Origin of the sequence: Gillisia hiemivivida (genome assembly GCF_007997295.1) — a bacterium.
GTDB classification, from domain to species: domain Bacteria; phylum Bacteroidota; class Bacteroidia; order Flavobacteriales; family Flavobacteriaceae; genus Gillisia; species Gillisia hiemivivida.
In genome coordinates this window covers 371,185-395,146 of the sequence record NZ_VORY01000002.1, presented here as the reverse complement: position 1 = coordinate 395,146, position 23,962 = coordinate 371,185, and the positions used below count along the sequence as shown (strand labels likewise).

The window sequence follows — 23,962 nt, the reverse complement described above, 5'->3', positions numbered from 1 at the left end:
CGACACGAAAGTGTTGCTTTTTTTATTTTTGAGCTCTTCAGCTTTATTTATGAATTAAAATCCCCAAACCAGACCTAGTTAAACCTCATAAAAAATCTTAGTCAATTGTTAAATAGCTATTAAAAATTGCTTTTAAATAAAGCTTTAACGTCCATTTAAGAGCCATTACAGTCGCTTTATTTTACTTTTAAGTAAAAGATTGCAAACTTAAAATAAAACGATATGTCTTCAGAAAAAGAGAAAAATAAAGATGAAATAGTAACAATTAACCCTGCTACTGGTGAAAAAATAAATTCCTATAAATTAATGAGTACAAAAGAGGCTGAAGATGCTGTTAAAAAGTGTCATGAAGCCTTTTTAAAATGGAGACTAAAATCTCCTGAGGAAAGAGCAAAGGTAATTAAAGCAATTGGTAAGAGTCTTGGGAAATATAAAGATGAATTGGCTAAGCTAATGACTCAGGAAATGGGGAAATTAGAAACACAAGGTGGTGATGAGGTTGATCTTTGTGTTGGTATTTGTGATTGGACCGCAGCTAACGCTCCAGAAAGTTTAAAATCTGAAGAAAGAGAGCTTCCAGATGGTGGAAAAGGACATGTAACCTATTCTCCAATGGGAGTTGTATACGGAATCCAACCATGGAACTATCCAACTTACCAAGTAATAAGATATGCTATTGCTAGTTTAATGGCTGGGAATGGAGTGTTGTTAAAACATGCCGCTAATGTTACTGGATCCGGGCTTTTAATTGAAAAGGCATTTCTAGATGCCGGATTACCAGAACATCTGTTTACAGTTCTAAGAATCTCTCATGACACTTCAAATAAAATAATCGAAAATGATCTTGTCCGCGGAGTTACCTTAACTGGAAGTCCAACAGCTGGAAAAGTAATTGGTGAATTGGCAGGGAAAAATTTAAAGAAGTCTGTCTTGGAATTAGGGGCTAATGATGCCTATATGGTGCTGGAAGATGCAGATGTTGATTTAGCAATAGAAATGTGCGTGAAAGGTCGCCTTTATAATAATGGAGAGACCTGTATAGCTGCAAAACGTTTTATTGTTGTAGACGCAGTTTACGAGGAGTTTAAAAAAGGCTTTGTTTCTAAGATGAGTGCTATTAAACATGGTGATCCAACAAAAGAAGGTAGTGATATTGGGCCAATGGCAAGAAAAGATCTTCGAGAAGATTTACATGAACAGGTAACTGAAAGTGTGAAAAATGGAGCAGAGATCTTATGTGGAGGAAAAATTCCTGAAGGGAAGGGATATTATTATCCAGCAACTGTTTTAGGAAATGTAAAACCGGGGCAACCAGCCTACAGTGATGAGCTGTTTGGACCTGTGGCATCATTAATCCATGCCAAGGATGATGAAGATGCGATGAGACTTGCTAACGACAGTAGATTTGGACTTGGTGGTGGTATCTTCTCTAAAAATGAAGATAAAGCGATTGAGTTAGCTAGTAAGTACTTTGATACTGGAATGGTATTTATAAATTGCTTTGGATTAGCCATACCTAATATGCCTTTTGGAGGAGTTAAAGATTCTGGATATGGAAGAGAACATGGTGGTTTTGGATTATTCGAATTTGTAAATGTGAAATCTATAATGTTAATGAATAATTAATTTTCTCAAATAATACTGAAGTGAAAAGGTGATGGTAAAACATTACCTTTTTTTTTGTTTTAGTTTAAAAAATTGCTCGTTGGTTATTATAAAATTACTCACTTTGTATAATGCTGGAAATATCAATTAATTAATATTATTTTTAAGCTTTAGAAATATACTACATGTTACAAGAGGTGTTTGATGCATATTCGTTTGTCTTTGAAGAGGAACTTTTAGAAGAAATTTCAGAAGTAGGAATTCTTAAAGAGTTTAAAGAAAATGAAATGATAATAGCAATAGGGGATAGCGTTAGCTCTATGCCTTTATTATTAAGTGGAGCCATTAAAATATTGCGAGAAGATCAAGATGGAGATGAATTGCTGCTTTACTTTCTGGAACGTGGAGATACTTGTGCCATGACTCTTTCATGTTGCCTGGGACATGCCAAAAGTGAGATCCGTGCTGTAGCTGAAATGCCAACTAAGTTGATCATGATTCCCATTGAAAAAATGGAGGAATGGATCTCTAAGTATAAAAGCTGGAGAGATTTTGTTTTTGAAAGTTATCATTCCAGACTTTCAGAAATGCTGGACACTATAGACACCATTGCATTTTTGAATATGGATGAGCGTTTATTGAAATACCTTAGAGATAAAGCCAAGATCAATCAGAATGAATTGGTGCAAACAACGCATCAGCAAATAGCATATGATTTACACACATCAAGAGTTGTAATTTCTAGATTACTGAAGAAATTAGAGTTAAAAGGGACCATTGCACTTAACAGAAATAGTATTGAGGTAATAGACCTTTAAAATGAATTCAATGTGTAACCAATGTTACTGTATAGGGAAAGTAAGTGCAATACATTTGCCGTATTCTAAAAAACAATAATGGGTATTATCGAAATCTTAGGTTACGTTGGCGCTTTAGTAATAGGACTTGTATTAGGTTTAATCGGCGGCGGCGGCTCTATCCTCACAGTTCCAATTTTGGTTTATTTGTTAGCAGTAAATCCAGTGACTGCTACTGCATACTCACTTTTTGTTGTAGGTGCTACCTCTCTGGTTGGAGCAGTCAAAAATATAAGGAAGAAACAGGTAGATCTAAGAACCGCATTTGTATTTGCAGTACCTGCTTTTATTGCGGTATACGCTACTAGAATGTATCTAGTTCCAGCAATTCCAGACACTCTATTTTCTGTTGCGGGGTTTGAAGTAACCAAGAACATTGGTATTATGCTCTTTTTTGCCATTATCATGGTGGTGTCTTCTATTTCCATGATCTTGAATAATAAGGTTGAAAGTGATGTTGAAGAAAAAACAGTTTACAACTATCCATTAATAATTTTAGAAGGAATAGGTGTTGGGTTGCTTACTGGAATAGTAGGTGCCGGAGGAGGATTCTTAATTATTCCTGCTTTAGTGCTATTAGCCAAACTCCCTATGAAAAGAGCGGTGGCAACATCTTTATTGATCATTGCTATAAAATCTTTAATAGGATTTATTGGGGATATTCAGAATATGGATATAGACTGGTTGTTCTTACTTATATTTACTGGCTTGTCTATTGTAGGGATATTTATTGGAATGTATTTGAATAAATTTATAGATGGTAAAAAGCTGAAGAAAGCCTTTGGATGGTTCGTTTTAGTAATGGGAATCTATATTATTTGGAAAGAAATAAGCGCTTAAAAATTTAAGATATGTCAAAATTAAAATTAATTGTTATTATGGGATTCTTCGCTTCAATATTTGGTTTAAATGCTCAAAGCATAAAAGAGATCACTGTTTTAGATGCAACAGAATTCAAGGAGAGAATTTCTGAAGGAAAAGTTGCTTTGGTTGATGTTAGAACCACAAATGAATTTAATGCAGGGAAAATTAAGAATTCGGTAAATATAGATTTTTTCGATCCGCAGTTCATCACCTGTTTTTCAGAGTATGATAAAGATGAACCTATCTATGTGTATTGCCAAAGTGGTAATAGAAGCGGAAAGGCTTCAAGAAAGCTAGCTGCAATAGGCTTCACTAAGATCTACGATCTAAAAGGAGGGTATTCTGGTTGGAAGAATGCTTCAAAATAAATTATAAATATGGATCACGTTGAGTCTAAAAAGAAACATTGGGAAACTATTTATGACACCAAAAAATTAAACGAAGTTAGTTGGTATCAGGCGGTTCCTGAAACTTCTTTAAATTTCATTAACTCTGCTGAAGTATCTAAAGATGCTCAGATTATAGATATTGGTGGAGGAGATAGTTTTTTAGCAGATAATTTAATCAGCATTGGATATACTAACCTAAGTGTATTGGATATTTCAGGAAATGCTATAGAAAGAGCAAAAAAAAGATTGCGTGAAAATGCTGATGAAGTTACTTGGATAGTTTCAGATATCACCGATTTTAAACCAAGCATTTCTTACGATATTTGGCATGATCGCGCTGCATTTCATTTTTTGACCTCATCAGAAGATATTCGGAAATATTTGGATACTATGGAATCTGCGATAACACCAAACGGCTATTTGATACTTGGAACTTTTTCTGAGAATGGACCAACAAAATGCAGCGGTATTGAGATCAAACAATATTCTATAGAAGAACTAAAAACTGCTATCCCAGATACCTTTAAATTTATTGAAGGTAAAAACATAGATCATCCCACTCCTTCTGGAAGTATGCAGAATTTCACTTTTTGTAAATTTCAGAAAATTTAAACAGTAGGATATAATACAAGTTATTTTACAAGTCAAAATTTAAAGCCTCGATGATCTGGGGCTTTTTTCATTTACATTTTTTTTTGAATTATTGTAGAAGTTTCAACCTATAGATTCCCATATTACTATATTATAATTTTGAGTATTAAACTCCCTCAATTTTTATTAAAATGAGGGAGTTATTTTATAATAGTTACTATAATGCTATGTTGTGGTAGCCTTTCTTCTGAAGCTGAAAATCGTAAAGAATTCCATTATCTACAACTTCAATTTGTTCAGATAAATCCTCTTTTGAAACCTTGAATTTTTTAAGAGAAAAACCGCAAGCCACAATGCTTATATGCTGCTTTTTTGCTTGATGTAAAAAATCGTGCATCAATTCTTTGTTTGCCAGATCTTCCACTGTTTTTCCGCAAATAATTACCTGGAAATCCCCATAATTATTTCCGTCTTCATTTGCTAATGCTTCCGCAGCCAAAAATATTGGTTTTAATTGGGCAACTTTTTTGGTTAATACCACGTAGTTATTCTTTGAGCTATCGTGTTGTTTATTTTTTATAGTTTGTGCATTTAAGGATGTAATTCCAATTAATAAAATTAGTGCACTAGTTAAAATAGTTTTCATAAGTTATTTTTTTTATTGTTATTAAAATCGTTTAAAATAAAGAATAGAAGTCCTCCTAAAATGGCTATGTTCTTAAACAAAGGGCCTAGAGTAGTGATTTGTCCTACTTGAATTGTTAATGTAATAGGAATTAATACTGCACAAAGTAAGATTGCTGCCCATTTTGTTTTGTATCCCATTAATAAGCTAATGCCTGCAATAAGCATGACAATTCCAGAGCAAATGACCATTAATTTGGGCTCTCCAAAAAAATGAGCGATTCCTTTAAATCTTGCTTGTTCTATACGTAGTAGTGTTTTTTCTAAGTTTAATAAGTGGCTAAAACTTGCTACTAAAAAAATACCGCTTAACATCACTCTAAATAATACTAAAGAGCGCTTGCTAACCAAAATATCAGTTTTCATTTTATAATGTATTAGTTAAGATCATTAAAAGTGAATTCACTTTTAATGATGAAAAAATGTATTTAAAACTGATTTAAACTTTAGGGGGAGGATAGCGATTATTAAAATAGTCCGACGGAATTGTAGAAATTCTGTAGTCTATTTTTTGTAGATATTTTGGCTGTAATAAATTATCCCAATTGGATAATTCCAAATTGTAAGGGGTGGCACATGCATACTGAAAAGTATCATTTATATCTGACTTCAGTAAAGAATATTGTGCAGTAGCATTGGTAGATTGCAGATTAATTTTTTTACAATGCGGATTTATGTGAGAAACAAAATCAGTTTCTGTAGTAAATTCAATAAATTTAGCATCTATAGAAACTAGTTTTCCTATAAAAACGATAAGTAATATAAAACCTATGTAATTTTTGTACCTCATTCAATCAACAAATATATAATACATGCATAGATTTATATGTTACAATTGTTACAAACTGATTTATAAATCATGAAGATGAGTATAGCAGCAGAAAAAAAGATAGAAATCAACGGGTATAAGCACACACTATTTGAATCTGGCTCATTATCTAAAGAAGAACTTTTGAAGACTTCAATTCAATTTTTTGAACATCTGGATAAACGACGTTCTGTACGAGATTTTTCTGATCGAGAAGTTTCAAAAAAAGCTATAGAGAACTTAATCAAATCGGCTTCTACAGCACCATCGGGAGCTCATAAACAACCATGGACCTTTTGCGCCATTTCAAATTCAGAATTAAAATCTAAGATAAGAGAGGCTGCAGAAGTAGAAGAGCAGGAAAATTATTCTGGCCGAATGAGTGAAAGTTGGCTTAGAGACCTTGCTCCCTTGGGAACTACCATGGAAAAGCCATTTTTAGAAGAAGCTCCTTGGTTAATTGTAGTTTTTAAAAAGGTTTATCAATTGGATGAGACTGGTGCAAAACATAATAATTATTATGTGAATGAGTCTGTTGGAATTGCATGCGGAATGCTAATAACTGCAATCCATAATGCAGGTTTGGTTACCTTAACGCATACTCCAAGTCCTATGAATTTCCTTACTAAAGTATTGGAGCGCCCATCGAATGAGCGGGCTTATTTATTATTGCCGGTAGGTTATGCAAAAGATCCCGCGTATGTTCCAGATATCGAGCGAAAGGAACTTGATGAGGTATCTCAATTTTACGAATAAACTTTAGAAAATAATTACCTAAAAAGAAAACCTCCCAACATTACAAACTCCTTACCAAAATTGAAAATAGGAAGTGTAACATATGTTACTTCCTTAACGCATGCAAATGTTTATTTTTGCCTAGTAAATTTAAAATAAGTTGGAGAAGTATTTAAAAATAATACAAGAATCGTTCTCAGGATATTTTAATTATCTGGTGCAAGAAATAACAAATCCCTCGTGGACCAATTATTTCTATTGGCTAATTGGATTGTCTTTACTGGTATGGACTTTAGAAGTCCTTATACCATGGAGAAAGAATCAAGGTGCATTTAGAAAAGGCTTTTGGTTAGATTCCTTTTATATAGTTTTTAATTTCTTTCTTTTCTCTTTAATTGGGTACAATGCAATATCCAATGTAGGAGTAGAGCTATTCAATGACTTTTTAGGTTTATTCGGGATAGAGAATATGGTAGCCATTAACATTCAGGGTTTACCTGTTTGGAGTCAGCTGCTTATCATGTTTATAATAGCCGATTTTATCCAGTGGAATGTACATAGACAATTGCATAGAATTCCGCAGTTATGGGAATTCCATAAAATACATCACAGTGTAAAGGAAATGGGTTTTGCCGCTCAATTCAGATTTCACTTTATGGAAACCATCATTTATAAATCGGTGCAATATATACCGCTTGCCATGATTGGTTTCGGGATTCAAGAATTCTTCGTGATCTATATGTTTTCTGTTTTTATAGGACATTTAAATCATGCAAATGTGGGATGGAATTATGGAATTTTAGGCTACATATTTAACAATCCTAAAATGCACATTTGGCATCATTCAAAAGAATTACCAGAAGCACATCCCTATGGAATGAATTTCGGTTTGTCCTTAAGCATTTGGGATTATTTGTTTGGTTCGGCATATGTTCCGAAGAATGGAAAAAATATAGAAATAGGTTTTGAGGGAGATGAAGATTTCCCGGAAGACTTTGGGAGCCAAGTTTTGTTCCCGTTTATAAATAGAAGTAAATCAACACAAAAAATTAAATAACAAATACGTAGAAGATGAAAGTAAAACAATTTAACGATGCCCCGTTGGCACATTATTCCTACGCAATTGTAAGTAACGGTAAAATGGCTTTAGTAGATCCTAGTAGAGACCCTATGCCTTACTACAAATATGCTGAACAAGAAAATGCAGAGATCGTTGCGGTTTTTGAATCGCATCCTCATGCAGATTTTGTAAGTAGTCATTTACAGATCAGTGAAGAAACTGGAGCCGATATTTATGTGAGTAAATTATTGGGAGCAGATTATAAGCACAAAGCATTTGATAATGGGGATTCCTTAAAAATGGGCGATGTTACTTTTAAAGCCATAAATACACCTGGTCATTCACCAGATAGTATTACTATAGTTGCTGAAGAAGGAAAAGAAACCATTTTATTTACAGGTGACACCTTGTTCATTGGGGATGTTGGGAGACCAGACCTACGAGAAAATGTTGGGAACATGACAGCAAAAAGAGTAGAACTAGCTAAGGATATGTATCATTCTATCCAAAACAAATTCAATGATCTTCCAGATGATGCTATTGTATACCCGGCTCACGGTGCAGGATCTCTATGCGGAAAGAATATGAGTAGCGATCCTTCCAGTACCTTAGGGAACGAACGAAGAGGAAACTGGGCTTTTCAAAAGCAAACGGAAAAGGAATTTCTTGCTGAAATATTAAAAGATCAACCCTTTATTCCATCTTACTTTGGTTTCAATGTAGATATCAATAAAAAAGGAGCAGAAAACATTAATAGAGCTAAAGGAATAGATCTTAGATTAAATGTGACTGAATTAGATTCCAGTATCGTTAAAGTCGATATAAGAGATCAGGAAAAATTCAAAAAGACGCATCTTTTTAATAGTATCAATATCATGGCAAGCACTCCAACTCAAAAATTTGAGACCTGGTTGGGAGCTATCATCGAGCCAAATGAAGCTTTCTATATTGTTGTAGACAGTGTAGATGAAATAGATGAGACTTTAAGCAGAGTTGTAAAGATTGGATACGAAAAGCAATTAATGGCTTTTGTTACCTTATCTAATGAGGTTTCAAATTCTTCTGATGAATTGGATCTAATAGATTTCAAGAATAATCAAGATAAGTACACCATTGTAGATATTAGAAATGAAGGAGAAATTGCTGAAGGTAAGATCTTCGAGCAGGCGATTGGTTCACCTTTAAATGAATTGAGAGATAATTTAAATGAAATCCCAACAGACAAGCCAATAGTGGTTCACTGTGCAGGAGGATATCGTTCTGCAGCGGGAAGTAGTATTCTTGAAAACAAGTTTAAGAATACCAAGGTCTATGACCTAAGCGATGCTATAAGCGAATTTAGCTAAATAATAAATGGAAGAGAGATGATCTTTTCTAATCGTTTTCTACCCTAACTAGAAGCTTAAAAGCCTTTAAAGTTTAATTACTTTAAAGGTTTTTTTGTTTTTTATACCTAGCAACTTCAATGCGGAATAATTAAATTTTGCTTGGACATTTTTCTATATTTACAACTTTCAATGAAAATTGGCATTCAAACTATGAATAATGGATAAAAAATATAAAGTAAAGGTGAACGACTCTTATGAGCATCAATTCACCGAAAAGGATATTAATTCACTCGATACTCAGGAAGTTTCACCTTCTAAAATTCATGTTTTAAAAGATAGTTCTTCCTTTAAGGCTGAAATAATAAAAGCAGATTTTCTTAAGAAAACTTATTCTATAAAGATCAATGCAAATATTTATGAAGTGCAGATCTCTAATGAGCTGGATCTTTTAATTGAAGAGATGGGATTAACTATAGTTTCCTCTAAAATAGTGAACGATATTAAGGCTCCAATGCCAGGATTGATCCTGGATGTTTTGGTGGAGCAAGGAGCAAGTGTTAAGGAAGGCGACTATTTAGTTGTTTTAGAAGCTATGAAAATGGAAAACACACTTACTGCTCCAAGAGACGGAGTAGTGAAGGCTATTTCAGTTAAAAAAGGCCAAACGGTAGATAAGAATCAGCTTCTTATTGAAATGGAATAGAACAAGTCCTTCGGTTTTTTTTCCGAAGATTTCAAGTTATAATAGATTACAATTCTAGATTTAAATGAAAAAAATATTAGTTGCCAATCGTGGGGAGATCTCATTACGAGTAATGAAGACCGCGAGAAAAATGGGCATTAAAACAGTAGCTATTTTCTCTAAAGCAGATAGAAATGCACCACATGTAAAATTTGCAGATGAAGCGGTTTGTATAGGAGAAGCGCCATCCAATCAATCTTACTTATTGGGGAGCAAGATAATTCAAGTAGCAAAGGAACATGATGTAGATGCTATTCATCCAGGATATGGATTTTTAAGTGAGAATGCAGATTTTGCAGAGGAAGCAGAAAAGAACGGGATTACCTTTATTGGGCCCGGTTCTAAAGCAATTCGAATAATGGGAAGTAAGCTTGCCGCGAAGGATGCGGTAAAAGCTTATGACATTCCAATGGTTCCAGGTATAGATGAAGCCGTCACTGATGTGGAGAAGGCAAAACGAATTGCCAAAGAAATAGGATTTCCAATTCTTATAAAAGCTTCTGCCGGGGGTGGAGGTAAAGGAATGAGAATTGTAGAAAAGGAATCGGAATTAGGAGATCAAATGAAACGTGCAATTAGCGAAGCAGAGTCTGCTTTTGGTGATGGTTCGGTCTTCATTGAAAAATATGTGGGTTCTCCAAGACATATAGAAATTCAGGTATTAGCAGATACTCATGGTAATTTTGTTCACCTTTTTGAACGTGAATGTAGCATTCAAAGACGTCACCAAAAAGTGGTAGAAGAAGCACCTTCTGTAGTTCTAGATGAAAAACTTCGAAAAGAAATGGGAGCGGCAGCAATTAAAGTAGCAAAAGCTTGTGATTATGTTGGGGTTGGTACAGTAGAATTTTTAATGGACGAACAAAAAAAATTCTATTTCCTAGAAATGAATACCCGTTTACAAGTAGAACATCCAGTGACAGAATTTATAACAGGTATAGATCTGGTGGAGCAACAAATTAAAGTTGCAAGAGGCGAGAAATTGGCTTTTGGTCAGGAAGATCTTAAAATAAAGGGACACGCTTTAGAATTACGTGTGTATGCAGAAGATCCTATGGAAGATTTTATGCCTAGTGTTGGAACATTAGAACGCTATAGAACTCCAAGTGGTGAAGGAATTAGATTGGATGATGGTTTTGAAGAGGGAATGGAAGTGCCAATTTATTATGATCCTATGTTGTCAAAATTGATCACTTATGGAAAGACCAGGGAAGAAGCAATCCAAATGATGATTTCCGCAATAGATTCTTATGAAGTTGCAGGGGTAAAGACGACGCTTCCTTTTGGGAAATTTGTGTGTGAACATGAAGCCTTCCGCAGTGGAAATTTCGATACTCATTTTGTGAAGAATTATTATTCTGCAGAAAAGCTAGCTTCCAAGATTGAAGAAGAGTCAGAATTAGCTGGTATCATTGCAATTAAACAATATTTAAAAGATCAGGAAATAACAAGATTACCTCACAATTAATTTACATTTAAATTAAAGGGAGATGTGTAGCTGTTTTATGCAATATATTAGATAATCGTCTAGTCACCCTGTCCCGACGCATCGGGAGTTTCAGGGTCTCCTTAGTTCTTAATAGGATGCTGAAAAAAATCAGATAGCTATCAGAACAGCATGACGAAAAACTTTAAAATAACCAGTGGAAAAAGTATTAAAATCATAATAAAATTATGAGCAAGAATATAGAAATTTTAAATAATAAGATTGCTGAAGCTCATTTGGGTGGAGGTGAAAAACGCATAGCTAAGCAACACGAAAAAAAGAAGTTGACCGCTCGGGAGCGTGTGAATTACTTTTTAGATGAAGGATCTTTTGAAGAGATCGGGATCTTGGTAACTCACCGTGCCACAGATTTTGGAATGGAGAAACAGCAATTTTATGGAGATGGTGTTGTAACCGGATATGGTACCGTAAATGGAAGATTGGTATATGTTTTTGCTCAGGATTTCACCGTTTTTGGTGGCGCTCTTTCTGAAACACATGCCGAAAAGATATGCAAGGTTATGGATCATGCTATGAAAGTGGGAGCTCCAATTATTGGATTGAATGATTCTGGTGGAGCTAGAATCCAAGAAGGAGTACGTTCTTTAGGTGGCTATGCAGATATTTTCTACCGAAATGTTCAAGCCTCCGGAGTTATTCCACAGATCTCGGCTATTATGGGACCTTGTGCTGGTGGTGCAGTGTATTCTCCTGCTATGACAGATTTTACTATAATGGTAGAAGGAAGTAGTTATATGTTTGTTACTGGCCCTAACGTAGTAAAAACAGTGACCAATGAAGAGGTGACTTCAGAAGAATTGGGGGGAGCAAGTACGCATTCCACCAAGTCTGGAGTAACTCATTTAACTTCTAATAATGATATCGCTTGTTTAGAAGATATCAAGCATTTGTTGAGTTATTTACCTCAGAACAATAAGGAAACCACTACTAAGTTACCTTATGAATTGACAGATGAAATAAGAGAAGTTTTGGATGATATGATTCCAGAGAGCGCCAATAAACCTTATGATATGCATGAGGTGATAGAGGGAATTATAGATGAAGACTCTTTCTTTGAGATTCATAAAGATTATGCAAATAATATTATAGTTGGATTTGCCAGATTAGGTGGAAGAAGTATTGGAATTGTTGCAAATCAACCAATGAGCTTGGCTGGTGTTCTGGATGTAGATTCATCTAAAAAAGCAGCCAGATTCACAAGATTCTGTGATTGTTTCAACATCCCACTTTTAGTTTTGGTAGATGTTCCGGGATTCTTGCCTGGTACAGATCAGGAATGGAATGGCATCATTTTACATGGCGCAAAGCTTCTTTATGCACTAAGTGAAGCAACGGTCCCTAGAGTTACAGTTATTACGAGAAAAGCCTATGGAGGCGCTTATGATGTGATGAATTCTAAACATATTGGAGCCGATCTAAACTTTGCCTGGCCAACTGCAGAAATTGCAGTGATGGGAGCAAAGGGAGCCAGTGAGATCATCTTCAGAAAAGAGATACAGGAATCTGAGGATCCAGAGTTGATCCTTTCTGAAAAAGAAGCAGAATATGCAGAGAAATTTGCTAATCCGTTTGAAGCTGCTAAACGTGGATTTATAGATGAGGTGATCATGCCGAGAGATACTAGAAAGAAATTGCTGAAAGCTTTTAGTATGTTAGAGAATAAGAGCGTTCATAGAATAGACCGCAAACACGGTAATATTCCTTTATAATATCATTTATTAGATTATGAGCCGGATCATTCTTTTTGATCCGGCTTTTATTTTTAAGTTTCCTCTATTCTTTCCGAATGTAACATTTGTTACTGTAAACACTCCTAAAAAGACTGTTCTTTGCACTCAATAAAATTTTAAATTATGGAATGGATCTTTGAACCTTGGCCTTGGTATGTGGCCGGACCACTTATAGCTATAATAATGTTTCTCTTGATTTTTATTGGGAAGCAATTTGGAATGTCCTCTAACCTTCGAACTTTTTGTACGATGTGTGGAGCAGACAAAACTGCCGATTTTTTTAATTTCGATTGGAAATCTCAGAGATGGAATTTGGCAGTAGTTGTGGGTGCCGCCCTTGGAGGTTTTATAGGAGCACATTATTTATCTAATGATGTAACAGTTGCAATTAACCCAGATACTATTTCTACCCTAAAAGAATTAGGATTCAATAGTGCGGGATCTGCATATTTGCCAGATGAACTTTTTAGCTTAGAGGCCTTAACAAGTGTGAAGTCTTTATCTCTACTTTTAATTGGTGGACTACTTATTGGATTTGGTGCTAGATATGCAGGAGGATGTACTTCTGGTCATGCAATCTCTGGATTAAGTAATTTACAGTTGCCATCGCTTATTGCCGTAATAGGATTCTTTATTGGAGGATTATTTATGGTTCATGTTTTATTCCCCTTAATATTTTAGAAATGAAAAAAATACTTAGTTATTTATTTATAGGAATGTTCTTCGGAATTGTAATGTATAAATCTGAAGCAGCATCATGGTTTAGAATCTATGAAATGTTTCAGTTTCAATCTTTCCATATGTATGGGATCATAGGATCTGCATTGGTTCTAGGAGTTATTGGAGTGCAATTGATTAAGAGAAATAATCTTAAATCTTTTTATGGGGAGCCAATAAAATTTGTTCCAAAGGATAAAGGGATTACAAGATATTTAGTTGGAGGTACTATTTTTGGTCTTGGTTGGGCATTAGCTGGATCTTGTCCTGGTCCAATTTACACTTTAATTGGTGCTGGATATGTATCAATAATAGTTGTACTCTTAGGAGCTATTTTAGGAACTTTTATCTACGGCTTGATTAAGGATAAATTACCGCACTAAAATTAAGATGCCTTCTCATCTGGAGGATCTATGTAAAAGGATGGAAGTGCGATTTTAAATTTCACCACTACTAGTCGAATACTTATTACTATTAGGGAAGTGACTACGTAAATTACATCATTATCTACATTAAGATCATATAGGATAACATAGGCAAGAGCTCCAATAATACAAGCGGTGGCGTATATTTCCTTTCTAAAAATCACTGGGATCTCATTACAAAGAATATCGCGAATTACACCTCCAAAAGTTCCAGTGATGGCGCCTAGAGCAATAGAAATTATAGGGCTTAGTCCGTTTTCTATTCCTGCTTCTACTCCTGTAATTGTGAAAACCCCTAACCCAATAGTATCAAACAGAAAAAGAGAGGTTTTTAAATGATTGATCTTATGCCTAAATATGATTGCCAAAAAGGTTATGATACTAATTAGGTAGATATAAAATGTGTTTTCCATCCACATTACAGGATTATTGCCAATTAGAATATCTCTAACTGTTCCTCCGCCGGTAGCAGTAACAAAGGCAATTATAAAGATTCCAAATAGATCAAGTTTTCTGGACATAGCAGCCAGTGCTCCAGAAATAGCAAATGCCACGGTACCTAAAAGATCGAAAGTGCTGAAAAGTGAAAAGTCTATCATTGGTGGCAAAGTTAATTCTTAAAATAGTATATACTAATAGGATTTATTAAAATTGCCTTTGTCAAACATTGCTATTCAATAGAATTATAAACAAATAGTAAATCTTAATGAGAAAACCTGTAAGTTTTTGACTAAACTCCCTACTTTTACAGGAATAAATAAATATTGAAATGTCAGATACTGTAGAAAGAATAAAATGTTTGATTATTGGTTCGGGACCTGCTGGTTATACAGCCGCCATATATGCAGCCCGTGCAGATATGCATCCAATTATGTATACCGGAATGGAGCCAGGTGGCCAATTAACCACTACCACCGAGGTTGATAATTTCCCAGGATATCCTGAAGGAATTGATGGGCCAGCTATGATGGTAGATATGCAAAAGCAAGCAGAGCGTTTTGGTACTCAAGTAAGACTTGGGATGGTTACAGAAGTTCAGTTTAATGAAGAGCCGGGTGGTATTCATAAGGCTTGTATAGATAATTCTACTTGGGTAGAAGCCGAGTCTGTTATTATTTCGACAGGTGCTACCGCGAAATATTTAGGATTACCTAGTGAGCAACGCTTGCGTGGAGGTGGAGTTTCTGCCTGTGCAGTTTGTGATGGGTTTTTCTACAAAAATCAGGATGTTGCTATAGTTGGTGGGGGAGATACCGCTGCAGAAGAAGCAACTTATCTTGCTAATATTTGTAGTAAAGTTACCATGTTGGTTCGTAAAGATGAGATGAAAGCTTCTAAAGCAATGCAACATAGGGTTACTAATACCAAGAACATAGATCTTAAATACAACACAGTAATAGATGAGGTACTAGGAGAGCAAGTGGTGGAAGGATTAAGAATGGTGAATAACCAAACCGGAGAAAAAGAAGAAATTGCAATTACCGGATTATTTATAGCTATTGGCCACAAACCAAATACAGATATATTTAAAGGGCAATTGGAGATGGATGATATGGGTTATCTTATCACTAAAGGTAAATCTACTAAAACAAATATTCCTGGTGTATTTGCTTCTGGTGATGTTCAGGATAAGGAATACAGACAAGCAATCACTGCTGCAGGAACAGGTTGTATGGCAGCCTTGGATGCAGAGCGTTATTTAGGTTCTGTTGAAGAATTAAAAGAGAAAAATGTAGAAGCAAATATGTAATCTCTAAAGTATTGCATTATTAATACAACGAAAAAAGCCTCTGCAATTGCAGAGGCTTTTTTTTATTTTTAAATGAGGGCTAGTTATCCGTTTTCACTTTTACCTCACCATCATCAATTTTTATCTTCGATTCAGTTCCGTCTGCTCTGTCTACTTTTTTCTTGTATTCTCCATCATCTTTCTTAATTTTAATTTCGTCGCCCTCAGAGGTCTCAATTTTTATCTTATCTCCATCTTCGCTTATTTCTACCTTATCATCAGAATCTAAGTTCATTTCTTTACGAATAGCACTTTCATCATCCATATCGTCTGTTTCATTTTTTTGGTCTCTACAAGAAACCAATGCTAAAGAAAGCATAGAAAAGATCAAACCGTTTCTTAAAATATTTTTCATTCTATTGTAATTTAGGGGTTAATAGGCGTAAACATAGTCTATTTTTAAGAACGCCCAACTTTGAATTAATTTTTTTTGGAAAGAATTGCTTTTTGTGAAAACTCCACTAAATTAATATCGGGAGAATTATATAGGTCTATCTCACTTTTATCTTTAGCAGATAGTTTTAAGCTTTTAGAAACATTAATACGGTTCTTGGAATTGCCGGTAGTAAAAACTTCTGCAGTTTTAGAAGTTAGTTTCTCTCCATCAAATCTTGCGGATTTTGCCGCACTAAGGTTTAATTCATCAACAGCTCCTTTTAACTTTGCTGAAGATTTATCTAATGCTTTTACAAATAATAGAGGGGATTTTAAAGATCCTTCCAAATCACTAGATTCCTTTAATTCAAGAGATATTTCTTCTGAAGTTATTTCCACAACAACTTTAGCATTTCCAAAATTGTTTAGTTTAAAAGAGTTAGTGGTTGCAGAAAATTCACTTTTTGATTTTCCTTTAGCAATAAATTCAAAATCATTTAAATATAACTCCTGAAGGCTTTCAAACTCGACCTTTCCATCTACTGTGATCTTTGTTAAGCTATCATTAAATGTGATGGTTAATTTTTGAGATTTGCTGTTAGTGATCTTTGTGGATGGTTTTATGTAAAGGACATTATTAACCACTTCAATTTGAATGAGGTCATGTAAGTTATCATCTGCTTCAACTTCTACCATAGATCGACTTCCTTTTAAAAGCCCAACTTCAAATTCTCCATCTAATTCTATAGATGTAAATGGCTTGATATCTGATTGCTTGGTGGTAACATTTCTACTTCCTTTTACTTTTTTTTGTGCTTGAGAGTTTAATCCTATAAAAAGAAAAGCAACAAGTAAATATTTATACATAATTAAATAATTAGATTTCAGGCAAATATAGAAAAAGCCCCCGTACTTCGGAGGCTTAATTTAGTTAACTACATAGGCATTTGAAGACCTTATGAGTGTGTCTATTTTTTGCTGTTGGTATAGTTCTAAAAACTGACTATTTTCAGTTATTTTTTCTTTATTTGGTTCTCCAGAGAAAATGGATAAAATCAATACGATTATAAGTTTAATTAATGCTATCATGACTAGTTCTTTTTAATTTCTATTCCGTTTTCATCTATCTTGATCTTCTCATCATTGTTTTTATTTATTTGAACACCATCAGAGCTAATTCTAACTTTCACATTATCATCGTCATTAAACCTGCTTGATTCTTCCCAGTTATCTTTTTTCTTGTTATTGATCTGTACGCCGTCAGAATTTATACGAACATTAATTTCATCATCGTCATCAAACGAATCTGATTCTTCCCAGTTGTCATCATTGTTCCAGGAGTCATCACTGGAATCTATACTTTCTGCAGGACAGGTTTCACAAATGGTCTCATTTTCAATTACCTTCACAAAGTGCTCTTCTTGGTCATACTTTAAAATTCCACCAGCGTAATCTGAATATCTGTAATAATCACTAACATTATCATTTACAAATAAAACACTTCCTTCTGGGACATATACAGTTACTTTGACCTCTTGATCTCTATAGTATTCATTCAAGTTAGAGGTAAGGTAAGAATCTAGGTAAAGTTTATTTCCAGCAAAACTGGTGTTGTAGCTTATGTTTTTCGCCCTGTTTTTAGCGTCTTTATAATCACTACCATCTGCTGTTTTAATAATTTCGATTTTTCCTATAGAATCTTTTGTAGATTTTACCACCACATTTATATCTGTTATGTACATGATCTTGTTATCATTGTCGTCATACTTAATCTCTACATCTTTTCTCCATGTGTTAGAAGAATAATCTGGATTAGATCTCATAGCTAAATACAATGTGTCTTGAGGTGTGATAGGTAATTTTTCAGTGATTACAATTTCTCCATCAAATGCTCTTAAGGTAGCTTGTTTTACTCCTAAGAACACTAATCCAATTACAGATAACAACCATAGGCCTAATAAAACCATTTTAGCAAGTGTGCCAATAGATTTTAGTTTTCTTACCATTATTTTCAACCCTAAGATAAATAGGAAGAAAAACGGAATTCCTACGGCAAAAAATGTAAGTAAGGACATCACCCAGATTGGTGCCCCAATAGCGGCCATTTCAATATAATCTGTCCAAGGTGCTTCTACAATACCAAAGGTTCCTACAGTGAATAGACCTATAAATAAAGCTATAAGAGTAGATCCTGCAATTAATAGGATTAGTAAACCTATAAATTTCACGAAGATGTTAAGTATTGCTAAGATAGCAGAACTAATCCCTGTAGCAGCAGAACTGGCACCAGATTTTACTTGTCTTCCATATTTATCATAATCTGCATTGCGAACCTTTCCTGCTACATCATCAAAACCTTCTTTGATCTTACGCTCTATATTGGAGATATTAACTTCTTCTCCTCGCATAGAAAGCTTATCTGCCGTGGTTTTAGCTTCAGGAACAAAGATCCATAGTGCTATATAGATAAGGACAAATGCGCCACTAGATGCGACGGTTAAAATAAACCATAATAAACGTACCCAAATGGCTTGTATTCCTAGATAGTGGCCTAATCCTGAAGACACTCCTCCCACATAAGAGTTTTCGGTATCTCTAAAAAGCTGTTTTCCAGTAGTATGAGTAGTTTTAGCGTAAGATGGTTCATCTTCAAAGATCTCGTCGTCTAACATATAATCTTCTGGTTGTCCCATTGTAGCGATCACTGCTTCCACTTCGGTATTTCCTATTACCTGCTTTTTATCTTTTATCTTCTCATTAAAAAGTTCAGCAATACGAGCTTCTATATCAGCAATTATCTCTTCCTTACCTTGAGTGTTGGTAAGCGAGCTTTTAATTGCCTCTAGATAATGTTGAAGTTTAGCGTATGCATCTTCATCAATATGAAAGAAAATGCCGGCGAGGTTTATATTTACTGTCTTATTCATGATTATTGTTTTTTTGAGTGGTTACAACTTTTACAGCGGTTTGTAGTTCATCCCAGGTATGGGTGAGTTCTGTTAAAAATAATTGGCCAGTATCTGTTAAGCCATAATATTTTCTTGGTGGGCCACTGGTAGATTCTTCCCAGCGATAGCTTAATAATCCAGCATTTTTAAGTCTGGTAAGCAAAGGATAAATTGTTCCCTCCACCACTAATAATTTTGCGTCTTTAAGAGTGTCTAAGATCTCTGCCACATAGGCATCGTTATCTCGCAACACCGATAGAATACAATACTCCAGCACTCCTTTACGCATTTGTGCTTTTGTGTTTTCAATCTTCATAGCGTTTGATTTTGAATGTTGTTAAACTGTTCATTTTTTGATTGATTTTTACCAACCTGAGTTGGCCTGATGAAATTGATGGTTAACGGATATTTATATAATTGCCCTTCACTTGCTTTGATGGTAGCAAGAATTACAGCTACAATATCAAGAACGAATAATCCAATAAATAGGAATCCTAGAATTGCTGCAAATACGAACAACGATATTAAATTGTTGGGATGCCCTGTACTTATATAGTTTTCAGATATAATAAAAGGATCTTCTAAATTAAAATGAACTCCCCAAAAAATAACACCTGCAACTCCTATACATACTAATAGTATAAAATACAAGAACATACTTATTTGAAAATTCAAGGCTTGTTTCCCATGATGATCCACGAAAGGATCTTTCTGCTTGGCTGTCCAAAAAATTAAAGGAAGAATAAAATTTCCAAAAGGAAATAGATACTTACTAAATGTAGACAGATGAATAAAAGCAGCTATTGTTTTATCCGGTTGTGATGATGTAGTTTCCATAGTTGATTGATTTTCTTATACAAATATATATCTTTAAAATAGTATTATGCAAAGCAAAGTACTGTATGTTATTTAATTTAAGAAAAGTTTAACATTTCGCTGTTCAATATATTTTAGATACTTTTAAGGAAAATTAATCTCAATAATGAAAATAACGCCCGGAAAACTTAACAAATTTTTAATTCTGAAATTGCCAAGCGCATGGTTGTGCGGAGTAAGAGTTAAAGAGATAAATGAAGAAAGTTGCACTGTAAAAGTTAGGCATAGATGGATCAACCAAAACCCTTTCAATTCAATGTATTTTGCAGTACAGGCAATGGCTGCCGAGCTGAGTACAGGAGCTATGGTTATAGGCCAGATTCAGGATAGTGGTAAAAAGATCTCTATGTTAGTTGCTCAAAATAAAGCACATTTCACTAAAAAAGCCACCGGTAAACTAGAATTTACTTGTAAGGATGGTCATTTGATTTCTGAAGCAATTCAGGAAACTATCAAAACGGGAGAAGGGCAAACTTTCTGGATGAAATCTATAGGTTTAAATGAAGATGGAGTGGAAGTATCCACTTTTGAATTTGAATGGACGGTACGATTAAAGACTAAAAAGCAGGAAATTCCATTATAGGATTGTAACATTTTTGAAATTATACTTACTTATTTCTATAAACAAGTTATTATGAATGCAGACGAAATAGATTATCAGATATTTGGCGAAGAAATGCAATACGTAGAATTGGAGTTAGATCCTAATGAAGCAGTTATTGCAGAAGCAGGAAATTTTATGATGATGGATAGTGGAATTAAAATGAACACTATTTTTGGAGATGGATCAAAACAAAATGAAGGGTTTCTTGGGAAAGTACTTGGTGCTGGAAAGAGGTTACTTACCGGAGAGAGTTTATTTATGACTATTTTTTCCAATGAAGTCTCTGGGAAGAAAAAGGTGAGTTTCGCATCACCTTATCCTGGAAAAATACTCCCTTTAAATCTTAATAAATATGGAGGAAAATTCATTTGTCAAAAAGATGCTTTTTTATGTGCTGCCAAAGGAGTGTCTATAGGAATCGAATTTAGTAGAAAACTGGGCAGAGGGTTCTTTGGCGGAGAAGGCTTCATCATGCAAAAAGTAGAAGGCGATGGAATGGCCTTTGTGCATGCCGGTGGAACTATGGCTCGTAAAGAATTAGGTGTTGGTGAAAAATTATGTGTAGATACTGGTTGTATCATTGGGTTCACACAAGATGTAAATTACGATATTGAATTTATAGGTGGTATTAAAAACACTATTTTTGGTGGAGAAGGATTGTTTTTTGCAACATTAACAGGACCTGGAGTTGTCTATGTACAGTCTTTACCTTTTAGCAGGTTAGCGAACAGAGTGCTTCAAGCTGCGCCTCAAAGTGGTGGAAAAGATAAAGGAGAAGGAAGTATTTTGGGGGGAATAGGTGATATTATTAGCGGGGACAATAGATTCTAATTTTAAAAATATTCAAGATCACGAAATCGTTTTCGAAATAAAATTGTATCTTTAAAATAGTAATTAAAATTAAAGCCTATAATTCACTTCTACTTTTATTTTTTTCTGAATAACAACAACTTAAAATAGTAGCATAATATGGCGAGAGCGATGTTTGAATACACCAAAACAATTCTTTATAAAGTGAGTTTTGATTCTGTGTTATTCTGTAAAGAAGTTAAGAAAGCAATCCAAAGGCTTCTTCCTCATGAAATAGAGGAGTTGAAAATTTGGATAATTTCTTTAACTCGGCAGAATCCCGAACTAAACCAATGTCTAATATATCTAAACTAAAAGATCGGCCAATTGGCCGATCTTTTAGTTTGTAACATTCTTTCTCTTATTTAAAGGACTTATGATCTTTACATTTTGGAAAGCGATAGCTCCTTTTACCACACCTGCAATGGTCGTGCGAAGGGCTTCTATTATCTGCATTTTCAATTCACTTTTAGTGTAAATTAAACTCACTTCTCTGGCTGGTACTGGCTCTTCAAACATTTTTAGTTTCTTATTCTCTTTTTCTCCTAGATCCATGGTATGCAAATAGGGGAGCAACGTCATTCCTAAACCTTCATTAGCCAGTTTTATAAGTGTTTCGAAACTACCGCTTTCTAATTGAAAATGATCTCCATCATAGTTTCTGGAGGCTTTACATAAGTTAATGATACCATCTTTAAAGCAATGCCCATCCTCTAAAAGCAACATATCGTCTATATCTAAATCTTCAACGTTTAAGTTTTTTTCTGCTGCTAAGCGATGTCCTTCAGGAATATAGGCTACGAAAGGTTCGTAATATAACACCTGCTCTTTTATTCCATCTAATTCTAAAGGAGTTGCAGCAATAGCAGCATCTAAATGCCCTTCATTTAAGCGTTCAATAATTGCTTCTGTATTTAATTCCTCGATCTTTAGCTTAACTTTCGGATACTTCTTAATAAAATTAGTAAGAAACATAGGTAAAAGTGTTGGCATTATGGTTGGAATTATACCTAACCTAAATGTACCTCCAATAAAGCCTTTTTCTTGGTCTACTATATCCTGAATACGATCGCTTTCATTCACGATATTCCGTGCCTGATTTACAATTTTTCTTCCGGTCTCGGTTAATTGGATTGGTTTCTTAGTTCTGTCAAAGATCTTAACACCAAGTTCATCTTCTAATTTTTGAATTTGCATACTCAAAGTAGGTTGAGTTACAAAAACCTTTAGCGCTGCTTTAGTAAAATTTTGATGTTCTGCAACCGCTAGAACATATTGAAGCTGAGTTATAGTCATAGCATAGAATTAATACGTACACAAAGGTATTGATTTTTTCTATTATAACTTACAATTCAGCTTTACTTATCTATAGTTAGTTTGTCAATCTAATAGTCATATTTATGGACTTGTCTTCCAGCTCAAATTTTGCGTCTGTCCATTGTGGTGGCCCGTAATAATCAATCTTATTATTAGAAACACCATAAGGTTCTAGAGGCATTCCTGTTGGTTCAAAATCCATTTGCGAATTGCCATTTTTATCGTGGAAGCAAGATATCGCATAGGTTCCCGGTGGAAGATCTTTAAAGGTTGCGCTTGCTACTCCATCTACAATTTCACTTTGGGCTCCAAATTCTGGCGCAGCTTTTAGAAAATTATTTTCAGAATAAATTCCGAATATAATCTTTCCGTTATCATTTTTTATGTTCTCTACACTCACTACAATTTCTGGAGAGGTAGTAGTTTGCGCATAAAATAGTTGACTTAAAAGTAACGCGATTAATACTGCAATCGTTTTCATAATTTAAAGTTTTTAGAAGTTATAAGATCAAATGTAGTCTCTGTTCTATTTTAAAAAACATTTAATTTACTGAAATGTATAGATTTAAAGCTGAATTGAATTTTAATAGAACTATGTTAATATATCATTGTCGTCCGACAAAAGATATAAGATCGCTGCGCTGCTAGATTCAAGACGTAATACTTTATTTCAACTAATTGAAAATCAATATTTTAGCCTGTATAAATTTTTGAAAAAGTAAAAAATAATTCTGTGTTCTAATAGCAAGCTCCTAAACATTGAAAACAGTCTTAATCCGCGTTACTTCTAGCCTCACCGAAATCCTGAATTTTTTTACCGGACAATACTATTAATATATATAAATCCGTTTTGAGACCAATAATCTATTTTCTTCTTTGAAATTGTCACGTCATCATTTCCCCTAATCTTGAGTTTGGGTATAAATAGCACATATAGATAATGAAACAGCTTAAATCCAGTTTTAGCAAATGTGTCACATTTAGAGATAGGTTTACACTTTTCATGTAAAGAAAAGTATGTAGGCGTAAGAAGAAAACAGTTCTACTGTATTCTAAACTGATCTATCAAAGATATATCCATGGTTTTAAGTTTGCATCATTGCAAATATCGAAAGTGGTCAACAATCCATTAATAAAGAACGAAATATGATGTTTCTGGCTC

At 34.3% G+C, this 23,962-nt stretch carries 28 protein-coding genes; 17 read left to right on the top strand and 11 right to left on the bottom strand.

The features are described from left to right. Positions 1-222: 222 nt before the first annotated feature. The 5 genes from ES724_RS04035 (at position 223) to ES724_RS04015 (ending at position 4,327) form a co-directional block, all read left to right on the top strand. Positions 223-1,626, top strand: coding sequence for an NAD-dependent succinate-semialdehyde dehydrogenase (locus ES724_RS04035; RefSeq protein ID WP_146929874.1), 1,404 nt, complete (start codon positions 223-225; stop codon positions 1,624-1,626). A 164-nt stretch (positions 1,627-1,790) separates the two neighbouring features. After that, positions 1,791-2,423, top strand: a complete 633-nt coding sequence (locus tag ES724_RS04030; RefSeq protein ID WP_146929871.1) for a Crp/Fnr family transcriptional regulator — start codon at positions 1,791-1,793, stop codon at positions 2,421-2,423. Positions 2,424-2,501: 78 nt separating this feature from the next. Then, positions 2,502-3,302 (top strand): sulfite exporter TauE/SafE family protein, encoded by an 801-nt coding sequence (locus tag ES724_RS04025; RefSeq protein ID WP_146929868.1) that lies wholly within the window; start codon positions 2,502-2,504, stop codon positions 3,300-3,302. Positions 3,303-3,313: 11 nt separating this feature from the next. Further along, positions 3,314-3,694: a rhodanese-like domain-containing protein gene (locus ES724_RS04020; RefSeq protein WP_246136812.1), complete on the top strand. Its 381-nt coding sequence runs from the start codon at positions 3,314-3,316 to the stop codon at positions 3,692-3,694. Positions 3,695-3,703: 9 nt separating this feature from the next. After that, entirely contained in the window at positions 3,704-4,327 is a 624-nt protein-coding gene (locus tag ES724_RS04015) for a class I SAM-dependent methyltransferase (protein WP_146929865.1), read from the top strand. Between the two features lie 196 nt (positions 4,328-4,523). Here the strand turns inward: ES724_RS04015 and ES724_RS04010 are convergent, their stop codons facing one another. The 3 genes from ES724_RS04010 to ES724_RS04000 form a co-directional block, all read right to left on the bottom strand. Then, complete coding sequence (locus ES724_RS04010) at positions 4,524-4,952, bottom strand: sulfur reduction protein DsrE (protein WP_026838943.1); 429 nt, start codon at positions 4,950-4,952, stop codon at positions 4,524-4,526. Beyond that, complete coding sequence (locus ES724_RS04005) at positions 4,949-5,356, bottom strand: DoxX family protein (RefSeq protein WP_146929862.1); 408 nt, start codon at positions 5,354-5,356, stop codon at positions 4,949-4,951. The genes ES724_RS04010 and ES724_RS04005 overlap by 4 nt, the downstream gene beginning before the upstream one ends. A 73-nt stretch (positions 5,357-5,429) precedes the next feature. Beyond that, a complete protein-coding gene (locus ES724_RS04000; protein ID WP_146929859.1) occupies positions 5,430-5,780 on the bottom strand; it encodes a hypothetical protein in 351 nt (116 codons plus the stop codon). Between the two features lie 75 nt (positions 5,781-5,855). Here ES724_RS04000 and ES724_RS03995 point away from each other — a divergent pair, with 75 nt between their 5' ends. From ES724_RS03995 to ES724_RS03960, 8 genes are all read left to right on the top strand, one after another. Next, complete coding sequence (locus tag ES724_RS03995) at positions 5,856-6,554, top strand: nitroreductase family protein (RefSeq protein ID WP_146929856.1); 699 nt, start codon at positions 5,856-5,858, stop codon at positions 6,552-6,554. A 139-nt stretch (positions 6,555-6,693) separates the two neighbouring features. Next, a complete protein-coding gene (locus ES724_RS03990) occupies positions 6,694-7,590 on the top strand; it encodes a sterol desaturase family protein (protein WP_146929853.1) in 897 nt (298 codons plus the stop codon). A gap of 14 nt (positions 7,591-7,604) precedes the next feature. Continuing rightward, positions 7,605-8,939, top strand: a complete 1,335-nt coding sequence (locus tag ES724_RS03985; RefSeq protein WP_146929851.1) for an MBL fold metallo-hydrolase — start codon at positions 7,605-7,607, stop codon at positions 8,937-8,939. Between the two features lie 199 nt (positions 8,940-9,138). Beyond that, on the top strand, positions 9,139-9,624 hold the full coding sequence (locus tag ES724_RS03980) for an acetyl-CoA carboxylase biotin carboxyl carrier protein subunit (RefSeq protein WP_146929848.1): 486 nt from the start codon (positions 9,139-9,141) through the stop codon (positions 9,622-9,624). 64 nt (positions 9,625-9,688) lie between these two features. Beyond that, a complete protein-coding gene (gene accC, locus ES724_RS03975; protein WP_146929846.1) occupies positions 9,689-11,131 on the top strand; it encodes an acetyl-CoA carboxylase biotin carboxylase subunit in 1,443 nt (480 codons plus the stop codon). A gap of 206 nt (positions 11,132-11,337) precedes the next feature. Continuing rightward, positions 11,338-12,879, top strand: a complete 1,542-nt coding sequence (locus ES724_RS03970) for an acyl-CoA carboxylase subunit beta (protein ID WP_146929843.1) — start codon at positions 11,338-11,340, stop codon at positions 12,877-12,879. A gap of 144 nt (positions 12,880-13,023) precedes the next feature. Continuing rightward, positions 13,024-13,581, top strand: coding sequence for a YeeE/YedE family protein (locus ES724_RS03965; protein WP_146929840.1), 558 nt, complete (start codon positions 13,024-13,026; stop codon positions 13,579-13,581). Positions 13,582-13,583: 2 nt separating this feature from the next. Then, entirely contained in the window at positions 13,584-14,000 is a 417-nt protein-coding gene (locus ES724_RS03960) for a DUF6691 family protein (protein WP_026838933.1), read from the top strand. Positions 14,001-14,002: 2 nt separating this feature from the next. Here ES724_RS03960 and ES724_RS03955 read toward each other — a convergent pair whose 3' ends face one another. After that, positions 14,003-14,641, bottom strand: a complete 639-nt coding sequence (locus ES724_RS03955) for a trimeric intracellular cation channel family protein (RefSeq protein WP_034886417.1) — start codon at positions 14,639-14,641, stop codon at positions 14,003-14,005. A gap of 170 nt (positions 14,642-14,811) precedes the next feature. Here ES724_RS03955 and trxB point away from each other — a divergent pair, with 170 nt between their 5' ends. Further along, positions 14,812-15,792, top strand: a complete 981-nt coding sequence (gene trxB / locus ES724_RS03950) for a thioredoxin-disulfide reductase (protein WP_146929838.1) — start codon at positions 14,812-14,814, stop codon at positions 15,790-15,792. A 79-nt stretch (positions 15,793-15,871) separates the two neighbouring features. Here the strand turns inward: trxB and ES724_RS03945 are convergent, their stop codons facing one another. From ES724_RS03945 to ES724_RS03925, 5 genes are all read right to left on the bottom strand, one after another. Further along, positions 15,872-16,186 carry a hypothetical protein gene (locus ES724_RS03945; protein ID WP_146929836.1) on the bottom strand — a complete coding sequence of 105 codons (315 nt, stop codon included), beginning with the start codon at positions 16,184-16,186 and terminating at the stop codon, positions 15,872-15,874. A gap of 65 nt (positions 16,187-16,251) precedes the next feature. After that, complete coding sequence (locus ES724_RS03940) at positions 16,252-17,073, bottom strand: GIN domain-containing protein (protein ID WP_146929833.1); 822 nt, start codon at positions 17,071-17,073, stop codon at positions 16,252-16,254. Positions 17,074-17,297: 224 nt separating this feature from the next. Next, positions 17,298-19,133, bottom strand: coding sequence for a PspC domain-containing protein (locus tag ES724_RS03935; protein ID WP_146929831.1), 1,836 nt, complete (start codon positions 19,131-19,133; stop codon positions 17,298-17,300). Next, positions 19,126-19,470 carry a PadR family transcriptional regulator gene (locus tag ES724_RS03930; RefSeq protein WP_146929829.1) on the bottom strand — a complete coding sequence of 115 codons (345 nt, stop codon included), beginning with the start codon at positions 19,468-19,470 and terminating at the stop codon, positions 19,126-19,128. Before ES724_RS03930 ends, ES724_RS03935 begins: the two co-directional genes overlap by 8 nt. Further along, positions 19,467-19,991: a DUF4870 domain-containing protein gene (locus ES724_RS03925; RefSeq protein WP_146929826.1), complete on the bottom strand. Its 525-nt coding sequence runs from the start codon at positions 19,989-19,991 to the stop codon at positions 19,467-19,469. Before ES724_RS03925 ends, ES724_RS03930 begins: the two co-directional genes overlap by 4 nt. Before the next feature lie 145 nt (positions 19,992-20,136). Between ES724_RS03925 and ES724_RS03920 the strand changes: the two genes are divergently transcribed. The 3 genes from ES724_RS03920 to ES724_RS16680 all read left to right on the top strand — a co-directional run bounded on the left by ES724_RS03920 (position 20,137) and on the right by ES724_RS16680 (position 21,798). After that, entirely contained in the window at positions 20,137-20,613 is a 477-nt protein-coding gene (locus ES724_RS03920) for a DUF4442 domain-containing protein (RefSeq protein WP_146929823.1), read from the top strand. A 51-nt stretch (positions 20,614-20,664) separates the two neighbouring features. Further along, positions 20,665-21,465 carry a TIGR00266 family protein gene (locus tag ES724_RS03915; RefSeq protein WP_146929821.1) on the top strand — a complete coding sequence of 267 codons (801 nt, stop codon included), beginning with the start codon at positions 20,665-20,667 and terminating at the stop codon, positions 21,463-21,465. Positions 21,466-21,603: 138 nt separating this feature from the next. Then, positions 21,604-21,798 (top strand): hypothetical protein, encoded by a 195-nt coding sequence (locus ES724_RS16680; RefSeq protein WP_026838207.1) that lies wholly within the window; start codon positions 21,604-21,606, stop codon positions 21,796-21,798. 24 nt (positions 21,799-21,822) lie between these two features. On the opposite strand, the gene ES724_RS03905 is transcribed toward ES724_RS16680, so the two are convergent. Continuing rightward, a complete protein-coding gene (locus tag ES724_RS03905) occupies positions 21,823-22,779 on the bottom strand; it encodes a LysR family transcriptional regulator (protein WP_146929818.1) in 957 nt (318 codons plus the stop codon). Between the two features lie 76 nt (positions 22,780-22,855). Beyond that, positions 22,856-23,281, bottom strand: coding sequence for a DUF2141 domain-containing protein (locus tag ES724_RS03900; RefSeq protein WP_146929815.1), 426 nt, complete (start codon positions 23,279-23,281; stop codon positions 22,856-22,858). Positions 23,282-23,962 lie beyond the last annotated feature (681 nt).

Bases quoted from the DNA above. Each gene is read 5' to 3' on its own strand.
- ES724_RS04035 (WP_146929874.1), top strand. From the start codon at position 223: ATGTCTTCAGAAAAAGAGAAAAATAAAGATGAAATAGTAACAATTAAC.
- ES724_RS04030 (WP_146929871.1), top strand. From the start codon at position 1,791: ATGTTACAAGAGGTGTTTGATGCATATTCGTTTGTCTTTGAAGAGGAA.
- ES724_RS04025 (WP_146929868.1), top strand. From the start codon at position 2,502: ATGGGTATTATCGAAATCTTAGGTTACGTTGGCGCTTTAGTAATAGGA.
- ES724_RS04020 (WP_246136812.1), top strand. From the start codon at position 3,314: ATGTCAAAATTAAAATTAATTGTTATTATGGGATTCTTCGCTTCAATA.
- ES724_RS04015 (WP_146929865.1), top strand. From the start codon at position 3,704: ATGGATCACGTTGAGTCTAAAAAGAAACATTGGGAAACTATTTATGAC.
- ES724_RS04010 (WP_026838943.1), bottom strand. From the start codon at position 4,952: ATGAAAACTATTTTAACTAGTGCACTAATTTTATTAATTGGAATTACA.
- ES724_RS04005 (WP_146929862.1), bottom strand. From the start codon at position 5,356: ATGAAAACTGATATTTTGGTTAGCAAGCGCTCTTTAGTATTATTTAGA.
- ES724_RS04000 (WP_146929859.1), bottom strand. From the start codon at position 5,780: ATGAGGTACAAAAATTACATAGGTTTTATATTACTTATCGTTTTTATA.
- ES724_RS03995 (WP_146929856.1), top strand. From the start codon at position 5,856: ATGAGTATAGCAGCAGAAAAAAAGATAGAAATCAACGGGTATAAGCAC.
- ES724_RS03985 (WP_146929851.1), top strand. From the start codon at position 7,605: ATGAAAGTAAAACAATTTAACGATGCCCCGTTGGCACATTATTCCTAC.
- ES724_RS03980 (WP_146929848.1), top strand. From the start codon at position 9,139: ATGGATAAAAAATATAAAGTAAAGGTGAACGACTCTTATGAGCATCAA.
- accC (WP_146929846.1), top strand. From the start codon at position 9,689: ATGAAAAAAATATTAGTTGCCAATCGTGGGGAGATCTCATTACGAGTA.
- ES724_RS03970 (WP_146929843.1), top strand. From the start codon at position 11,338: ATGAGCAAGAATATAGAAATTTTAAATAATAAGATTGCTGAAGCTCAT.
- ES724_RS03965 (WP_146929840.1), top strand. From the start codon at position 13,024: ATGGAATGGATCTTTGAACCTTGGCCTTGGTATGTGGCCGGACCACTT.
- ES724_RS03960 (WP_026838933.1), top strand. From the start codon at position 13,584: ATGAAAAAAATACTTAGTTATTTATTTATAGGAATGTTCTTCGGAATT.
- ES724_RS03955 (WP_034886417.1), bottom strand. From the start codon at position 14,641: ATGATAGACTTTTCACTTTTCAGCACTTTCGATCTTTTAGGTACCGTG.
- trxB (WP_146929838.1), top strand. From the start codon at position 14,812: ATGTCAGATACTGTAGAAAGAATAAAATGTTTGATTATTGGTTCGGGA.
- ES724_RS03945 (WP_146929836.1), bottom strand. From the start codon at position 16,186: ATGAAAAATATTTTAAGAAACGGTTTGATCTTTTCTATGCTTTCTTTA.
- ES724_RS03940 (WP_146929833.1), bottom strand. From the start codon at position 17,073: ATGTATAAATATTTACTTGTTGCTTTTCTTTTTATAGGATTAAACTCT.
- ES724_RS03935 (WP_146929831.1), bottom strand. From the start codon at position 19,133: ATGAATAAGACAGTAAATATAAACCTCGCCGGCATTTTCTTTCATATT.
- ES724_RS03930 (WP_146929829.1), bottom strand. From the start codon at position 19,470: ATGAAGATTGAAAACACAAAAGCACAAATGCGTAAAGGAGTGCTGGAG.
- ES724_RS03925 (WP_146929826.1), bottom strand. From the start codon at position 19,991: ATGGAAACTACATCATCACAACCGGATAAAACAATAGCTGCTTTTATT.
- ES724_RS03920 (WP_146929823.1), top strand. From the start codon at position 20,137: ATGAAAATAACGCCCGGAAAACTTAACAAATTTTTAATTCTGAAATTG.
- ES724_RS03915 (WP_146929821.1), top strand. From the start codon at position 20,665: ATGAATGCAGACGAAATAGATTATCAGATATTTGGCGAAGAAATGCAA.
- ES724_RS16680 (WP_026838207.1), top strand. From the start codon at position 21,604: ATGGCGAGAGCGATGTTTGAATACACCAAAACAATTCTTTATAAAGTG.
- ES724_RS03905 (WP_146929818.1), bottom strand. From the start codon at position 22,779: ATGACTATAACTCAGCTTCAATATGTTCTAGCGGTTGCAGAACATCAA.
- ES724_RS03900 (WP_146929815.1), bottom strand. From the start codon at position 23,281: ATGAAAACGATTGCAGTATTAATCGCGTTACTTTTAAGTCAACTATTT.